Origin of the sequence: Paraburkholderia sp. SARCC-3016 (assembly GCF_031119615.1) — a bacterium.
In the GTDB taxonomy this organism is placed as follows: Bacteria; Pseudomonadota; Gammaproteobacteria; order Burkholderiales; family Burkholderiaceae; genus Paraburkholderia.
The window spans coordinates 55,173-70,923 of the sequence record NZ_JAVHZD010000013.1; the positions used below are offsets into that span (position 1 = coordinate 55,173).

A 15,751-nucleotide genomic window follows, 5' to 3' on the forward strand; every position below is an offset into this window, starting at 1 on the left:
CGCCGGTCAGTGAACCGCGGCCAGCGCTTTTTTCAGCGCGTCTTCGTCGATCGGTGCAGCCGTCGGACCGGCCAGCTTCGCCATATACGCCTGCGCATTCTGCGCCTCGCGTTGCTGACGCAGTTGCGCGCGCAACTGCTGTTTCACGTCGGCGAGCGGACGCACGCTTTGCGCACGCGTGTCGGTCAGCTTGATCACATGAAACCCCGACGACGTTTGCAGCGGACCGGCGATGTCGCCCGCCTTCATGCCTTCGACCGCCTTGCGGATTTCGGGCATCAGCAGGCCGTCGGGCACGAAACCCATATCGCCGCCGTTCGCTGCGCTTTGCGGCTCCTGCGAATTGGCCCTGGCGAGCGCCGCAAAATCGGCGCCTGCCGCGCGCGCCCCGCGCGCGAGATCGACAGCCTGCTTACGCGCCTTGTCGAGTGTTGCGGCATCGGCGTTGGCCGGCGTCGCGATATAGATCTGCGACAGGCGCACGGCGTGCGGCAACGTGAACAACTGAGGATTGCGGCTGTATGCCGCCTCGACGTCAGCGTCGGACGGGTAGTCGGCCGGCGGCGCTGAGACCGATGCGAGATAGCTGCGCAGGATCACGTCGCGCCGTGCTTCATCGATGAGCGCCGTAACTTGCGGCTGCTTGTCCCAGCCCTTCGCACGCGCTTCGGCGAGCACTGCCGTCATCGCGAGCTTTGCGCGCACGAGCTGATCGAGCTTCGCTGGGTCGGCCGCGAGACGCGTCCTGACATCGGGGCTCAACGCCTGCAGGAACTGCGTCATATCGGCTTGCGTGACGGTTACGTCTCCTGCGCGCGCAACCACGTCGTCCTTCGCATGCGCCGCGCACGACAACGCGAGCACTGCGCCACCCACCACCATCGCAACCTTCTTCACGTTCGCCTCCCACTGCTGAAAAAATTGTCCGGCTCCGATGCGCTTGCCCGATGCAACTGTTCATACGGTTGCGCATGCAACTATGCGGTATCGGCGACCGGTGTCGGATGCTTCACATCTCGGCGCCCACCGACAGCCGCACCACCACCGGCTGCTTCATCAGGCGCGGCGGGGGCGCGCCGACTGTCTGCGCGAGCAGAAGCGCGCGCAGGTCGGCTTCGGCCGCATCGTCGCCGATAGCGTCGAACCGAACCTGCTCGACCTGGCCTGTGCGATCGAGCCACACGCGCACTTTCAGCGTCGGCGGATCGAACGGCAGCGGTGCGCCATCGGCCGTCTTTTGCGACGGTGCGAGCATGCCGGCGTCGGTGTCGACCCAGTTGCTGAAGTAATCATTGAAGCGATGCGCGGTTTGCGTATCAGACGAAAGCGCTGTCTGCAGCGTTTCCGACACACGCTGAGCATAGGCAAGCCATGCTTGCGGCGCCTTCTCGATGCTGACGTGCTGCGCGCCCGTGCCAGCCCACACGCTATGCGTAAACGCCAGCAGCGCCGCGCCGAGCGCGCCCGCTACGCCGGGCTTGCCCGGCCTGTTCATTGCGCGTCGGCCTTCGACGTGTCCGTCGCGATGCTCGCGAGGCCGGCAACGGTGACGCCTGCGGCTCCTTCCGCCGCGGCCATCGCCGGCCGATTGCGCAGATGCAGCAGGAATTCGCGAATCAGGCGGTCCCACAGCTCGATCAGCGAACGCAGATTGCGATCGCTCACGCCGCCCGCCACCACCACGTCCATTTCGAGCACGAGGAACGGCGCCTGCTCCCAGAGTCGCGCAAAGCGCTTCGTGCGATTCCAGCTCGCGACGATCTCCGCGGGCAATTCGCCCTGCACCTGCAGCGCGCAGCTCAGCGTGAAGTCGAGGAACGCGCCTGCTTCGGCGGCCGCATTGCCGAAGCGCACCGCGAAGCCGACGCCCTGGCTCGCGCTCATCAACTGCACGACCCCATTCTGCTCGGCCGCCGTCACGCGGTAGCCCGCCGCCTTGAACACATCGGCCATCTGGTCGACGCTGACGGCTTCGATGAACATCTCGTCGTTCCCCTTCTTCAATGCTGCGTTTGCTGCGGTCGTCATATCGTGTCCTGTTGTTTCGATCGATCGTGTGAACGGTCTGATTACCTCTGCGGGTTACGTCGATCACCTGAGTCGAAGGCAGAATGCAATGCCCGACTGCGTATGGTGCGACGCCTTCGTGACTGTGTTATTTCGCCGCAGCCGCTGCGGACGCGGGTATTCCCGATGCCGCCATGGCAGGCACCGCAAGCGCGTTCGGATCGTATTTGCCCTCATACAACTGATCGCCGTACCGCTGCGCGATCTCGTCGTACTTCACGCGTGCGCTCTGCGCGAACGGCTGGCGCGTCTTCATGAAGGTGCCGAAGTCGACGTGCTCGTATGCATCGAGAATGTCGTGCCCAACCTGATAGAGCTGCACATTCTTCGCCCGGCAGGTCTGCAGTTGCGTGTCGCGCGTCTTCAGCTCGCTTTGGGCCTGCCTGCGCTGCGCGTCCTGCAGGTGCGATTCGGCAAGCAACGCGTCGTACCCGGCTTTGAGCTTCACCAGTTCCTGCGAATCCTTCGCATGGCTCGCACGCTCGGAAGCGAGCGAGCGCTCTGCCTGCTCCTGCGCGGCCGACTTGCCCTTCGCCGCATCGAGGTCGACCTGCGCGGCCTTCAGGTCGGCGAGCGCCTTGTCGCGCTGCTGCTCGGCCGAAGCCTTGTCCGCCTGCAATTGCGCCTGCGTGTCCTGCAATTGCCGCAATTGCTCGACCGTCGAACGTAGTTGCGCGCGCAACCGGTCTTCGATGCTGCCGCTTTGCGCATGTGCCGGCAACGACACACACAAACACAATAGCGCGGCACTGACACAGCCGCTTGCCGCGCTCAATAGACGTTTTCGCATGGTCGGCCTCAGAATCTCGCATTAAGCTCGAGCTGCAGCACGTCGATCAGCAGCGGCGGCCCATACACTTCGCGTGCGCTCAGATAACGCGCGGACAGCCACGCATCGCGCGCCACCGCATACTGCGCGCCGATCACATAGCCCTTCGCATTTGTGCCGCCGAGGTGGAAGTCCGAGTCGGTGAACGCATCGAGCACCGCATCGGGCTGCAGGTACTTGTAGGCAACCGAGAAGTTCCACTGCCCCTTCTCGACCGTGTCCGGCTCGCCGAGCGTGAACTTGAACATGAAGCCGTTGCCGCCGCTGCGATAATCGGACGCCGTCACATTCGAACTCGCCGTGTTGAAGTTGTTGACCGGCGGCGAGGCGGCGGTAAGCGCCTTGTTCGCATCGAACGCGAGGTTGCGCACGAACTCGCCGTCGAGCCGCACCTTGTAGCGGTCCATCAGCTTCGTATCCCATTCGAGCTTCGCGTCGAACAGACGATAGTTGTATGCAAGGCCGAACAGCTGCGGCTCAGGCGTGGTTCCCGGCGCGAGGTTCGGGTTCTGCACGATATTGCGCAGCGCGATCAGCGTATTGCCCTTCTGGAGGAAGGCCGGCGCATCGTCGTCGGTGCTGCAACTGGTCGCGCCGAGGAACAGCGCGCAAGGCGACGACAGCTCGCCGCGCGAGTTCTGGAAGTCGTAGTACGCGATTGCGCCCTTCAGGCGGTTCGTCTCGTTGATCTTCCATTCGGCGCCCAGCTGGCCCGCGAACAGCCACTTCGTATCGCTGCCCTCTTTCACCGGGCTGTTCGACGGGAAATTGTCGTCGCTGTACTGCACCGGGAACGCGCCGAGCGTGCCGAATAGCGTGATGTCCGCGGTCGTCGGCAGCGCATGACGGAAATTCGCGGCGAAGCCGTCGAACTCGAGGTCCGGATCGAACAGCAGGTCCGACGAGAAGAACGGATTGTCGAAGCGGCCGCCGACGAGGTTCAACCATGGTGTCGGCGCGTAACTGACGTACGCCTTGTTCAGCCAGATGTTCTTCTTGTCGAAACCGCCGCCGAGCAGCTGCGTGGTCGAGACCGGATCGTTGTCGTTACCCGACGCGAGCTGAATGCCGGCGCTCAGGCCTTGCGCAACCTGTGCAGTGACGCCGAGTCGTGCGCGGACGCTGAACAGGTTCGAACGGTTCGTCGTCGTGTTGATCGACGGCGGAGCGCCCTCGCCCGGGGTGTTGCCCGTAAAGTCGAAGCCGCCCATGCGGTTGATCGCGCCGAAGTCGGTCACGCCTGTCACATTGCGCGGCGAGTAGAAGTCGAACTGATCGCGCAGGCGCAGATCGCCGTCGATCTTGATGCGCGAGACCCAGTCCGGGAACGTGTTCGGCTGCGCCCAGTTCTCCGCCTTCGCCTGCGCGACCACCTCTTGCTTCACCTGGTCGCGAATCTGATCGCGCACGACTTGCGGCACGTACGGCACCGCGACGTCGCCCGGCTCCGTCGGCGCATTCGCGACGACCGGCACCGGCGGACGCGCGGCAGCCGCTTTAGCCTGCGCGGTTTCGGCCTGCGCCTGCGAGATCAGGTCGTTGGCATTCTGCTGCGTGAGCACACCGCGCTTGACGAGCAGGTTGATCAGGTTGATCACCGTGCTTTCGGTCGGCGCAGCTGCGCCGCTTGCCGCCACGCTTGCTGCCCGGCTTGCTGCCTTGTTCGCTGCCTGCGTTTCGAGCGATTGCGCATGCACGCCCGCGGTCAACGACATCCCCAGTGCCGCCAGCACCGCGCAACTGATTCGCGTGCGGCGGATCGTTTCCCCCCCGCCGTACCGCCCGCCACCCCGTAACACCATCTTTTGAATCATTCTGATTCTCCGCATAACTGCTGATTTTTCCGCTGGCCCCGCACGGCTACCGAATCGCCCCCGCGATTCGCGTCAGCCCGGCTGATGCCCCTGTAAGTTGAGCCGCACCGGGTATTGCCATGTCGGCGGCGGCGGTTCGTCGAGCTTGCCGAGCACCTGCAGCGCGCTGACGACGGCGTCGTCGAGCTTCGGGTCGCCGGTCGACTGGCCGATCGTCACCTTGACGATGCGTCCCGACGGCTCGAGCCACAGATTCACGCCGACCGAAAAGCGCATGCCTTCTCCTGTTTCCTGCACGCTCCGGTTGCGCTCGACGGCCTGCTGCAGCGCATACACGAGGTACTGCGAGTACGTCGCGTTGCCGAAACCGCCGGTGCCGGTGCCGCTGCCGGCCATGCCGGAACCGTCGCCCGCCGCTATCGCGAAGTTGTCCGTGCCGGCTTGCGCGGGTGCGTTCATCGTCATCTGCTTCGGCGCGTTGTCCGTCGGCTTCGGTGCTTCCGCAGGCTTGGGCGTCGCGGTCGGCTTCGGCGCCTGCGTCTGCACCTCCGGCTGCCTCTCGGGCGGCGGCTTTACCTTCGGCGGCGGGGGCGGCGGTGGCGGCGGCACGGGAATCACCGTCGTCACACGCGGCGCTTCAGCGCGCTTCACGCCGGCCGTATCGTTCGCAAAGCGCCACACGGCAAACCCGACGCCCGCCAGCACGATCACGTAGATGGCCGGCTTCACGAAGCGCTTGAGGCCTTTCTTCTCGTCGTCGGGATCGCCGCCGTGGCCGCCCTCGTAGGTCATTTCCATGAGCGGAGCCTCCGGCTGCCCGCGTGTTCGCCGCATTGCATTCGACGGCTGCTGATGCTGCGCGCGCGTGTCATGATTTCTGCTTGCCTGTCACGAGACCCACTTGCGTCAGATCGAGCCGGCGCAACAGATCGAGCACATCCATCACCTTCTGGTACGCGACAGCGGAATCGCCCTTCAGCACGATCGGCGCATCGGGCGTCGTCGCCTTGATCGTGCGCAGCCGGTTTTCGAGTTCGTCCATCGTCACCGGGTACGCGTCGAGGAAAATCTGCCCCGAGTCGGAAACGGTGATCGCCTTCGTCTGGGGCTTCGCGAGACTTGCCGACGAACTCGCCTTCGGCAGATCGACCTTGATCCCCTGCACCGACGCGGTGGTCATGATGATGAAGATGATCAGCAGCACGTACGCGAGGTCCAGCATCGGCGTGATGTTGATGTCGTCGTACGGCTTGTCGTCGTCCTGAACTTGCATGGCGTTACGCCCTCCGTTGTTGCGTGCTGCGGCGCGTGTCGTGTTTCGTCATCGGTTCGCCCGCGCTCGTGCCTAGTCCGCGGCGATCGCGTGGTCCGCGCTGCGATGCGCTTCCGCGAGACGCGTGACGAACTCGTCGACGAACACCTGCATGTTCGCGGTCACGTTCTTGTTGCGAATGAGCAGGTAGTTGTAGCCAAACAACGCGGGAATCGCGACGAAAAGACCGGTCACCGTTGCGAGCAGCGCGGCTGCGATACCCGGCGCGATCGCGTTGACGTTGACGTCGCCGGCGGCGGCAATCGCGGCGAACGTGATCATCACGCCGACCACCGTGCCGAGCAGGCCGAGAAACGGGCCACCCGAAATCGCGATGGTCAGCAGAACCATCGACTTCGAGAGGCGCTGGTTCTCGCGTACGAGCGTCGCATCCATCGTTGCGCGAATCGCTTCGATCGACTCGCTCGTGATCACGGTGCGGCCGTTTTCGTCGACGCGGCTATGGATTTCCGACACGCCCGCCCGATAGAGCCGGTATAGCGACGAGTGGCGCAGACGCTTGCCGTCCGCCGAGCGCTCGTCGGTATGCGCGAGGCCAACCAGATGACGCCCCGCCACCTCGCGAAAGCGCTTCACGAAGAATGCGTTCGCCTTGTCGACGGTGCCGACATACTTCGCCTTGTTCCACATCACGACCCACGACGTGAACGCCATCGCAAGCAGGATCGCGATGACCACCCACGCATCGACGGTGACGGACTTCACGATCACGCCGAAGTAGCCGAAGCCGAAGCCCGACTGCTTTTCGTCGGCGCCGTAGCCGACCAGCTTCGATTCCGAGCCCTGGATCATTGCGTCGATGCCGATCAGCGTGGCCGAACGCGCGACCTTCGACAGGCGCAGTTCGTCGATCTCGCCGACATAGCCGCTGCCGGCGCCGCCGGCGACATCGCCGCCGATCGCGGCCGGCACGTTCAGCGCGGGCAGCGCGGCCGCGACCTGCGCGGCCTGATGACCGCCCACGTAGAGCGTGAGGTTCGTGCCGTCGGCGGTCACCGCGATATGCGTCCACTGGCCCGCGGCGATCGGAGCGGTGGCGGGCGTGCGAGCCGGTGTCGCGCCGCCGTCCACTTCGGCGAACGGCACGCCGTTGTCGAGACCGATCAGCACGCCGTTCGCACCGTCACGGCGTGCGAACAGCAGCGTTTGCGGCGCGAGCGCGGCGGGCTTCACCCATGCGCTGAACGTGAACTTGCCGCCGGCCGGAATCGCCAGCGACGGGCTCGCCGCGAGATTCACCGGCGTCTTGCCGTCGAACTGCGCGGCCTTGCCGACGATGCCGTCTTCGACGATGCGGGCCGGCGCGTTCTGCGCGTTGTTCGCGTATGCGGTCAGATCCTTCGTCGGCGTGCCCGATGCACCGTTGAAGTGATAAACGAGCGTGTAATCGGGGTCGAACGTCTCGGCCGGCTTCGCGCCGTCCGGCGCCTTCTTGTTGCCGTAGTACATCCAGATGTTTTCGGTCGCGCCGGCGGGAAACTGCGGCACGTCGACCCACACGAGCGCGACGCCCAGCACCGGGTCGTATTGCTCGATGTGATAGTTGAGCGGCGTCTTGTCGTCGGCGGCGACGAAGCGAATGTCGGCGCCGCTGTCCTGCAAGCCGTCGAACTGGAAGTTGCCCGAATGCAGACGGATCAGAAGCGGCACACGTCCGGCCGATTCCGCGATATTGCCGCCCTTCGGCGTCGTGTCGATCGCGATCGATTTGCGGAACGACCAGTCGTTCTGCCACCACGCATTCGCGACCCCCGGCAGCCACATGAAGACCACCGTCAGTAATACCAGCCAAGCTCGCTTCACAGTCAAATCCCCCGATAAACCGGCCGGACCGCGGCCGGCCCAACACATTTAAAGAAACCGGTCAGGTTAGAAACTCGCGCGCACATAGAAGTCGAAGTGCGGGCTATACGCTTTCGTGAACGTCGCGGACTTCATCGGGAACGCCATTTCGAGGTCGGCGCTCGCGTACTTGAGCAACTGCAGGCGCGTACCGATGCCGACCGACAGCATGTTGAAAGACGATTCCTGCTCCGGAAGCGGGCTCAACAACCACAGATGCGCGGAATCGACGAACGCATGGAAACGCCATTCGTTCACGATCGATCCGTTGAAATACTTCGCAACCGACGGGCTGCGCAGTTCGAGCGAACCGATCACGCCGCTGTCCGCCGTGTCTTCCGCGGACAGGTAGCCGCGCACGGTGTTGATGCCGCCTGCCGCGAACTGCTCGCTCGAGACGAGCGGCGAGTTCGCGATCTGGCCCATGACATGTGCATTCAGCTGCATGTCGCGCGGCAGGTTCTGCGTGTGATTGACATCGAACTTGCCGTAGATGAAATCGGCTGTCGCATCGAAGCGCTTGTTGTCGAAGTCGTTTGCGTCGCTGCTTGCGCCGCGCAGATTGGTGATCACCGCAACCGAGAATGCGGTCTGCGAATTCTTCAGGTTCAGCTGGCCGTTGTAGGCGAGCGTTACCGGCACGTACGTAATCGGCGCTTGTGACGACGTACCCGCGAAGATGTCGTTTTCGTCGAAGTGCTTATGGTCGATTTCGATGGTCGCCGATTGCGAATACCGGTCGGTCGACGGCAAGGCATAGATGGCCTGCAGGCCGAACGACGTTCCCTTGCCGAGCACCGTCGTGTTGCCGAGCGACGCAACGTTGCTGTCCGAGTGATAGGCCGTTGCGAGCAGGCTCCAGTGCGTGCCCTGCAGCGGCGCGAGATAGGAGAACGTGTAGACCTTCGCGTCCTGCGGGTGCTGAGGCGCGAGCAGGAAGCTGCCCGAAATCACGTGGCCGAGCTGCCACAGGTTCGAGTAACTCAGCGCGGCAACCGTGCGCAGTTCCGACGTATCGGGACTGTGGTCGTTATTCAATTCGATACTGCCGTGCAGCGGATTGTGATCGTCAACCTTCAGGTCGACATCGACCGTTTGCGGCAATGTGCCGGCTTTCAGCACCGGAATCACCTGACGGTCTTGCGACTTGTTGAGGTCGGTCAGCTCCTGCTGCGCGGCGTTGAAATCGGGCACCGTGCCTTCCGCGAGCGCCGGTACCGAATCGCGAATCTCCTGCGGCGAGTTGTACTTCGCACCCTCGACGCGCAAGCGTCCGACTTTCGCTTCCACGACCTGCAGCAGAATCACGCCGCCTTTCACCTGCTGCGCAGGCAATTCGACGACCACCGACTGGTATCCGTTGTCCTGATAGACCTTTTGCAGCGCGTCGCGCGCCGCGTTGACGTCGGCGAGCGTCTTGCCCGGCCCTTCGAACGGATAGACCGCCTTCTCGATCTCGATGGACGGCAGTGTCGTATTGCCTCGCACGATGAACTCGTTGACGTCGAAAGTCTGCGGCGGACTCGCCGCTGCTGGGGTTGTGTGCGTCGTTGCCGACGTGTTTGCCGCGGCTGTTGCCTGTTTCGTTGTCGATGCCTGCGTGTCTGTTTGCGTTTGTGCGTGCGCGAGCGGCGCAAGCGTCATTCCGCTTACGAGCAGTGCACCCGCCAGGCACTGCCCGATCCGGTTATGCGATTCCCCGTCTACTACCGGCGTCATGCGCCACCCCTTGATTGCTTGAAATTCTCAGCGTTGTTGGTCCGCTCGCAGCACTTCACTTCGCTCGCGTTATACGTGTTTCAGGTCAATTTCATGACATCGGCTGAGTATTCCTAAGTAGTTAGCTGATCTCTCTCTTGCCACAGATGTTTGCCTGCGCACTACCTGTTCGATCGACGCAGACGACTTTCGTATTCGCGAATACTCGATCGCGTTTAATGCGAGCCACACCAGCAAATCGCATTTGCGATATGCACCGCCCCACCCGCGTCATCCACACTACGCACTACGCATTTCGCATGCGGTCCACTCAAGCCGCATTCGAATCGACGCATCTATTTGCATAGACGGAACGAACCGCAAGAAACCGCATTTTCTGTTTGAACAACCCGACGGGTCGAATACGCGAACCAACTGAGTTGCGCTGCCTGTCGCCGCCGCTGCGCACGCGGCGACCAGCAAGCTTATGGACGGGACGGCAGTAATCGAAGGCTCATTGCGTCTCTGTCTATCCAGACGCACTGGAACTCGCAAACCCGCATTCTTCTCGTCGCAGCGCGCCGACGCGGCAACGTAGCCGCGACCATTCGGCGCGATCCGCGTAGCCATACTGCACCGTCGATGTTGCGAGACCGTTACCGGTCGACTGCTGCCTCCGAACCCTGCGCAGCGTCAGGTGCCTCTTCGTCTTCTTCACGCGGTCTTTGCTGCCAGAAGCCGCCGCGCATCGTGGTGATCGACGGCATCTGCGCCCACTGGCGCGGATTCAGGATCTGCGCGCGCAACACATCGGGCAGCACCTGCACATCGAGAATCTCTTCGACACCGTTGTAAAACTCGAGAATGCCGAGCAGCTCGCCGCTCGCAAGATCGACAGCGGCGACACCGGCGACGAGTTCGTCGCGCTCCGCTTCGATCGGCAAGCCCTGCGGCCCGCGCTTCATGCGCAGCTTCGACAGCCCGATGAAAAGGACGCCGCGATATTCGGCAAGCCCATGCGTGAAGCCGGGCAGCTTCGCGATAACCTCTTTCGCGCCGGTGACGGGATCAATGCGCAACAGTGCGCCACGGCCGCCCTCGAGCACGTACAGTTGACCGTCGATGATGCGTGGAGAGTGCGGCATCGAAAGACCGTTCGCGACGATACGACCGGACGGCACTTCCATCACGATGCCGCCGTCGGCCATGCCCTTACGCCAGCCGAACGGCGCGTTGGTTTCGCCGAGCGCCGTAACGTACCGCACCTTCGATTCGTGAAACGCCATACCGTTGAGGTGACAACGATCGTCGGGGCCGAAATCGGTGACGAACGGCGGCTGCCAGATCGGCGTGAAATTGAAGTAGCCGTCGATCACGCTGATGCACGAATAGCGTGTGTTCACTGCGAGCACGATCTGCTTGTCGAACGCCATGTCGTGCAGGTCGAGGTCGCCCGTATAGTGGGACATCCGCGGCACGTACATCGCATCGTAATGATTGGGCCGCTCCGGATAGAGCGGCGCGAGCGACGACACATTCGCGAAGATCATCAACTCGTGAATCGTTGCGATCGCAAGGCGTTTGCCGCCCGCCGCGAGCCCCATCGAGCGCGGCAACTGGCAGGCAGACAGCGTCGGTACGCCATTCTCGACGCCGAGTATCGCGACGCCCGACGGACGACGGCTGAGCGCGAGCGAACACTTCAGCGATGCGAGCGCATCGAGAAAGCGTCCGGTATCGCGCAAGTTGATCAACGGTGCTTCTACGTGGTCTGTCTGCGTGGGGTTGGCTACGGCGTCGCGCGGGGACTGCTCCACTCCTTTTTCCTTCTGTTTGCGTGTGTTGCATCCGATTTATCGATTGGGTCTTTTTTCAAGGTAGCGCATGTTTTGCGTCAGGCATGTGACAGAAAAACCGGATCTGCGTATAGGCACAAAAGTGTGCGGGTTCGCCGCGTTAGATCCGTCCAAGCAGTAGACACAGACGAAAAAGACCATTCGAACCCATGGCTTCCGACTCAAGGACGCGCGCAATGTCAGGCAGTTGCGCTTGCAACGATGCATGCCGCCACGCAGGCGAACAAAACGTCGCGCAGCACCGCCGGCGACGGCGGCGACGGCTGCTACGCCGCGCCGGTCGGCTCAAGGGAATGACGTGCGGCCAGGCATGAAGCGGCTACGTTCCTTCGGCGCGCGCTTCGCATCGCGCGCGCGCGGCGACACGCTGTTTGCGCTGCGCTGGCGCAATCCGTGGCATATGTGGCAGGGCGCATCGTGGCTCGCCAGCACGCTGCTTGCGCCGCCGTTCACGGTCATCGGCATTCTGCTGCTGATCAACGCGCGCAGCGATTGCCCCTACTTCTGGCCTTCGGCGATGGCGGTCGTCGCGTTGACCAATGCGCTCGCGATCGTCGACGCGAACCAGCGGCATCATCGCCGCCCGTTCGGCAGCCGCGTGCGGGTGGCGCTGCGCTACTTCGGCGTGAGCGCGTTTGTCGGCGGAGCGCTATTCATGATGCTCGTCTGGGGCACGGGCATTCTCGATGACGTCGCGGGGGTGTTGCTGCCGGACGGGCATACGGCGCGCTTCGCCGGTTCGCTGGCGCAACTGCAATGGACACTCGGTGCGACGGCCGTTTTCTGCGTGCTGTCGTTCGCGCATGCATGCGCGCTGCATGCGTGGCTCGCATTCGAAGTGCCGATCTGGTATCGGATTTCGCGCGGCACATTCGCGCCCGATCGCGCAGAGCGCGCCGAGGCTCGCGCCGCCGCCGACACCGGCCCGCCCGCGCGCTGCCCGCCCGACTCCGGCTCAACGACCGACACGCACCGCGGCGGCCATTCATAGCGCGCTCAGAAGGCTGGGCAAACCCGCTTCGAATGACGCCTCAAAAGCTCAAAAGCAGCGCACGACATCACGCTTGCGGGCTATTGACAGCGTCATTGCCGTTGTCGCGAAACTCCTTGACACCCGGAAACCGCCGCATCTGCTCGCACACCGCCTTGTATTCCTGCGGCGACACACGGCTCAGGACGATCACCACTTCATCGAGTTCGGGCGAGTCGTCGCACTGCTGCACGACGAACTGCTTGACGCGCACGGCCGACGGGCCCAGCGCATCGTGCAGCGAATGAAACGTCAGCGTGCCGCGTTCGACGAGCACCGTCATCTGGCGCCGCTGTCTCACGGTGATGAAGCGCCGCTCGATCGGCTTGATGCCGGCCAGAATGACGAGGATGATGATCGTCGCCGCGATCGATGCGGTGTACAGACCGCCGCCGACCGCAAGGCCGATCGCCGCTACCGACCATAGACTCGCGGCCGTGGTCAGCCCGCGGACGATCTCGCCGCGCAACAGAATCGATCCCGCGCCGAGAAAGCCGATTCCCGACACGACCTGCGCGGCGACCCGCGACGGATCGAGCACGACGTGCTCGTTCTGCAGCACATCGAAGAAGCCGAACGCCGACACGATCATGATCAGCGCCGAGCCGACGCAGACGAGCATGTGCGTGCGCAGCCCTGCCGCCCAGGACAGGCGCTCGCGCTCAAACCCGATCACGCTGCCGAGCGCGGCCGCCATCACGAGTCGTGCGATTAGTTCAAGATTGCCTGGCATATTGCCCCCTTGTTTTTGTTGATCAAGCAAGATGCGGTCCGCCCCGACCCGGGCGGCGTACCATAGCGGCTTATTCGGCTGCTGCGGTGCCGGCTCCGCGCCACCCGCGAGCGGCGTGCCTTATTCTCAACCTGAATTCGAAACATGAGCCCATCTGCTTCGACGCCCGCCACCGCACTCTCGCTGCGCGAACACTTTGCGCGTGTCGTTCTGCCGGCCTGGCGCGGCGCCGGTTTCAACGAGGCGCTGAATCTGCCTTACGAAGCGCTGGCCGCCGATGGCCGCCGGCCGCTGCCGGCCGTTCGTTACCGCGCGATGGCCTGTGCGCGCCAACTATTCGTATTTGCGCAGGCCGGCGAAGCCGATCACGCCCAACGGCTTTTCGAAGCATTGCTGCATTACTTTCAGGACCGCAAAAATGGCGGATGGTTCTATAGCGTCGACGCACAGGGCGCGCCGCTCGATACGACGAAGGATCTGTACACGCATGCATTCGTCGTGTTCGCGTGCGCCGAGCATGGTGCACGTTCGGGCAATCGCGATGCGTTCGATATCGTGCATCGCACGTCGTCGATCATTGAGGACCGGTTTGCGGTGCGCGCCGGGGCGCACGCCGCGCAGGACAATCTGCATGGGCTCTATCGCGCAGCCCTCGACGTCGATTTCTCGACCATACCCGGCGCGCCGCTGCAAAACCCGCTCATGCATCTGACCGAAGCCTGGCTCGCGGCGCGGCACGCAACGGGCGACGCCGCCTTCGATACCGCGCTCGAGCGCTTGTGCAGCGCGGTTGCGCGTACGTTCGTGCATACGGCGACCGGCTGCATCGCCGAACTGCCGATCGGCAGCGCGGACAACTGGCTCGAGCCCGGGCATCAGTTCGAATGGTTCTGGCTCATGCGGCAAGCGGGCGCGTTGCTCGAGCAATCGGGCCTCGAAGCGCCGCTTTCACGCGCCTTCTTTTTTGCGCAGCAGCACGGCGTGGACGCTACCACAGGCGGCGTGGCGCTGACGCTCGACGAACACGGGGCCATCAGGGATGCGACACAACGCATCTGGGCGCAATCCGAATACTTGCGTGCACTCGCCGTGCATCCCGATGCGCGCGTGCGCGCCGCGCTACCGCGGCAGATCGAACGCTTCAGCGAACGCTTTGTGAGCCCGCAAGGCTGGTTCGAATGCAAGACGGCCACAGGCGAAGTGACACGCGACGACATGCCGTCGACAACGCCGTATCACCTTGCAACGGCCTACGCGGCGCTATAACCCCCGGCCGGCGTGCACGGCGAGGGCGCGCGCCGCCCCCGCCGCTCAAAGCACGTCGAGCGGCGTCTTCAGATAGCGGATGCCGTTCGCCTCGGGCGGCGGCAGTGCGCCTGCGCGGATATTGAGCTGGATCGACGGAATCAGCAGCGTGGGCGCGCCGAGCGTCGCATCGCGCGTATTGCGCATCTCGACGAATGCGCGCTCTTCCACCGAATCGTGCATATGGATATTGCACTCGCGCTGGTCGGCGACCGTCGTGTGCCAGCAGACGCCGCGTCCGTCCGGCGGATAGTCGTGGCACATGTAGAGCTGCGTGTCGCCGGGCAGACTCAGCAGACGGCGGATCGACGCGTATAACATGCGCGCATCGCCGCCGGGGAAATCGCAGCGCGCCGTGCCGACGTCCGGCATGAAAAGCGTATCGCCGACGAACACCACGCCGTCGAAGCAGTACGCGACATCGGCGGGCGTGTGGCCGGGCACATGCAGCACGGTGGCTTCGAGTTCGCCGACGTGAAAGGTTTCGTCCGCAACGAACAGACGATCGAACTGCGAGCCGTCTGGATGAAACTCGGGCTCGAGGTTGAACATGGGGCCGAAGATCTTCTGCACCGACCGGATGTGCTCGCCGATGCCGGTCGCGCCGCCCAGGTGATGGCGCAGATAAGGCGCCGCCGATAGATGATCCGTATGCGCGTGCGTCTCGAGCAGCCACTGCACTTCGAGCTTCGTATCGCGCACGAACGCGATGATACGGTCCGCCGAATGCGTCGACGTGCGCCCCGCGCGCGGATCGTAGTCGAGCACCGGATCGACGATCGCGCACTGCGAACCGGGGCCGGCATGGACCACGTAACTGATCGTTGCCGTGACGGGGTCGTGGAATGCTTCGATCGCAGGTTTCATCGGTTACCTCGGCTTGATCCGGCAGCAAACTGCACGATAACCGACCTGCTGTGGGCCCGCCAGCACCGAATCGGAAATCTCAAACGCACCGACTGCATCTTTGAGCTGACGAGTCCGCTGTGTCGCCTCGTCCATCCGCACTCAACGCAAGTATGTTCGTCTGGAACGCGATGCCGTCGAATCCGCCGACGATGCCGACGATCCCGACGATCCAGTCAGAGCTTCGCGCGATGCCACGCATCTTCGCGACGAGGCGACGATCTAGTCGACGCCGCTGCTGCCGCGCGAACAGATGACCGATTTCATTCGTGCCGCGCCGCGTTCTCGAGCAGCGGCACGATCCCGCCTCCATGCGTCGACGAAATCGAGCGGGCTCA

The 15,751-nt window shown here is 63.7% G+C and carries 14 protein-coding genes; 2 read left to right on the forward strand and 12 right to left on the reverse strand.

The window, feature by feature from the left end; genetic code table 11:
* Positions 1-6: 6 nt before the first annotated feature.
* From QYH69_RS14705 to QYH69_RS14750, 10 genes are all read right to left on the reverse strand, one after another.
* Positions 7-897: a peptidylprolyl isomerase gene (locus QYH69_RS14705; RefSeq protein ID WP_308832600.1), complete on the reverse strand. Its 891-nt coding sequence runs from the start codon at positions 895-897 to the stop codon at positions 7-9.
* Positions 898-1,009: 112 nt separating this feature from the next.
* Positions 1,010-1,495, reverse strand: a complete 486-nt coding sequence (locus QYH69_RS14710; RefSeq protein ID WP_308832601.1) for a hypothetical protein — start codon at positions 1,493-1,495, stop codon at positions 1,010-1,012.
* Positions 1,492-2,028 (reverse strand): YbjN domain-containing protein, encoded by a 537-nt coding sequence (locus QYH69_RS14715; protein WP_308832602.1) that lies wholly within the window; start codon positions 2,026-2,028, stop codon positions 1,492-1,494. Before QYH69_RS14715 ends, QYH69_RS14710 begins: the two co-directional genes overlap by 4 nt.
* A gap of 127 nt (positions 2,029-2,155) precedes the next feature.
* Positions 2,156-2,857 carry a hypothetical protein gene (locus QYH69_RS14720; RefSeq protein WP_308832603.1) on the reverse strand — a complete coding sequence of 234 codons (702 nt, stop codon included), beginning with the start codon at positions 2,855-2,857 and terminating at the stop codon, positions 2,156-2,158.
* An 8-nt stretch (positions 2,858-2,865) separates the two neighbouring features.
* Positions 2,866-4,710, reverse strand: coding sequence for a putative porin (locus tag QYH69_RS14725; protein ID WP_308832604.1), 1,845 nt, complete (start codon positions 4,708-4,710; stop codon positions 2,866-2,868).
* A 72-nt stretch (positions 4,711-4,782) separates the two neighbouring features.
* Positions 4,783-5,508: a TonB family protein gene (locus QYH69_RS14730; RefSeq protein WP_308832605.1), complete on the reverse strand. Its 726-nt coding sequence runs from the start codon at positions 5,506-5,508 to the stop codon at positions 4,783-4,785.
* Between the two features lie 70 nt (positions 5,509-5,578).
* On the reverse strand, positions 5,579-5,983 hold the full coding sequence (locus QYH69_RS14735) for a biopolymer transporter ExbD (protein WP_175112243.1): 405 nt from the start codon (positions 5,981-5,983) through the stop codon (positions 5,579-5,581).
* Positions 5,984-6,055: 72 nt separating this feature from the next.
* On the reverse strand, positions 6,056-7,807 hold the full coding sequence (locus QYH69_RS14740; RefSeq protein WP_308832606.1) for a DUF2341 domain-containing protein: 1,752 nt from the start codon (positions 7,805-7,807) through the stop codon (positions 6,056-6,058).
* A gap of 105 nt (positions 7,808-7,912) precedes the next feature.
* Positions 7,913-9,604, reverse strand: a complete 1,692-nt coding sequence (locus QYH69_RS14745) for a ShlB/FhaC/HecB family hemolysin secretion/activation protein (protein WP_308832607.1) — start codon at positions 9,602-9,604, stop codon at positions 7,913-7,915.
* 635 nt (positions 9,605-10,239) lie between these two features.
* Entirely contained in the window at positions 10,240-11,400 is a 1,161-nt protein-coding gene (locus QYH69_RS14750) for a TIGR03032 family protein (RefSeq protein WP_308832608.1), read from the reverse strand.
* 349 nt (positions 11,401-11,749) lie between these two features.
* Here QYH69_RS14750 and QYH69_RS14755 point away from each other — a divergent pair, with 349 nt between their 5' ends.
* Positions 11,750-12,430: a hypothetical protein gene (locus QYH69_RS14755; RefSeq protein ID WP_308832609.1), complete on the forward strand. Its 681-nt coding sequence runs from the start codon at positions 11,750-11,752 to the stop codon at positions 12,428-12,430.
* 67 nt (positions 12,431-12,497) lie between these two features.
* Here the strand turns inward: QYH69_RS14755 and QYH69_RS14760 are convergent, their stop codons facing one another.
* Entirely contained in the window at positions 12,498-13,202 is a 705-nt protein-coding gene (locus tag QYH69_RS14760) for an MgtC/SapB family protein (RefSeq protein ID WP_308832610.1), read from the reverse strand.
* A 144-nt stretch (positions 13,203-13,346) separates the two neighbouring features.
* On the opposite strand from QYH69_RS14760, the gene QYH69_RS14765 reads away from it, so the two are divergent.
* Positions 13,347-14,468 (forward strand): AGE family epimerase/isomerase, encoded by a 1,122-nt coding sequence (locus QYH69_RS14765; RefSeq protein ID WP_308832611.1) that lies wholly within the window; start codon positions 13,347-13,349, stop codon positions 14,466-14,468.
* A 45-nt stretch (positions 14,469-14,513) separates the two neighbouring features.
* Here QYH69_RS14765 and QYH69_RS14770 read toward each other — a convergent pair whose 3' ends face one another.
* A complete protein-coding gene (locus tag QYH69_RS14770; RefSeq protein ID WP_308832612.1) occupies positions 14,514-15,374 on the reverse strand; it encodes an MBL fold metallo-hydrolase in 861 nt (286 codons plus the stop codon).
* Between the last annotated feature and the right edge of the window lie 377 nt (positions 15,375-15,751).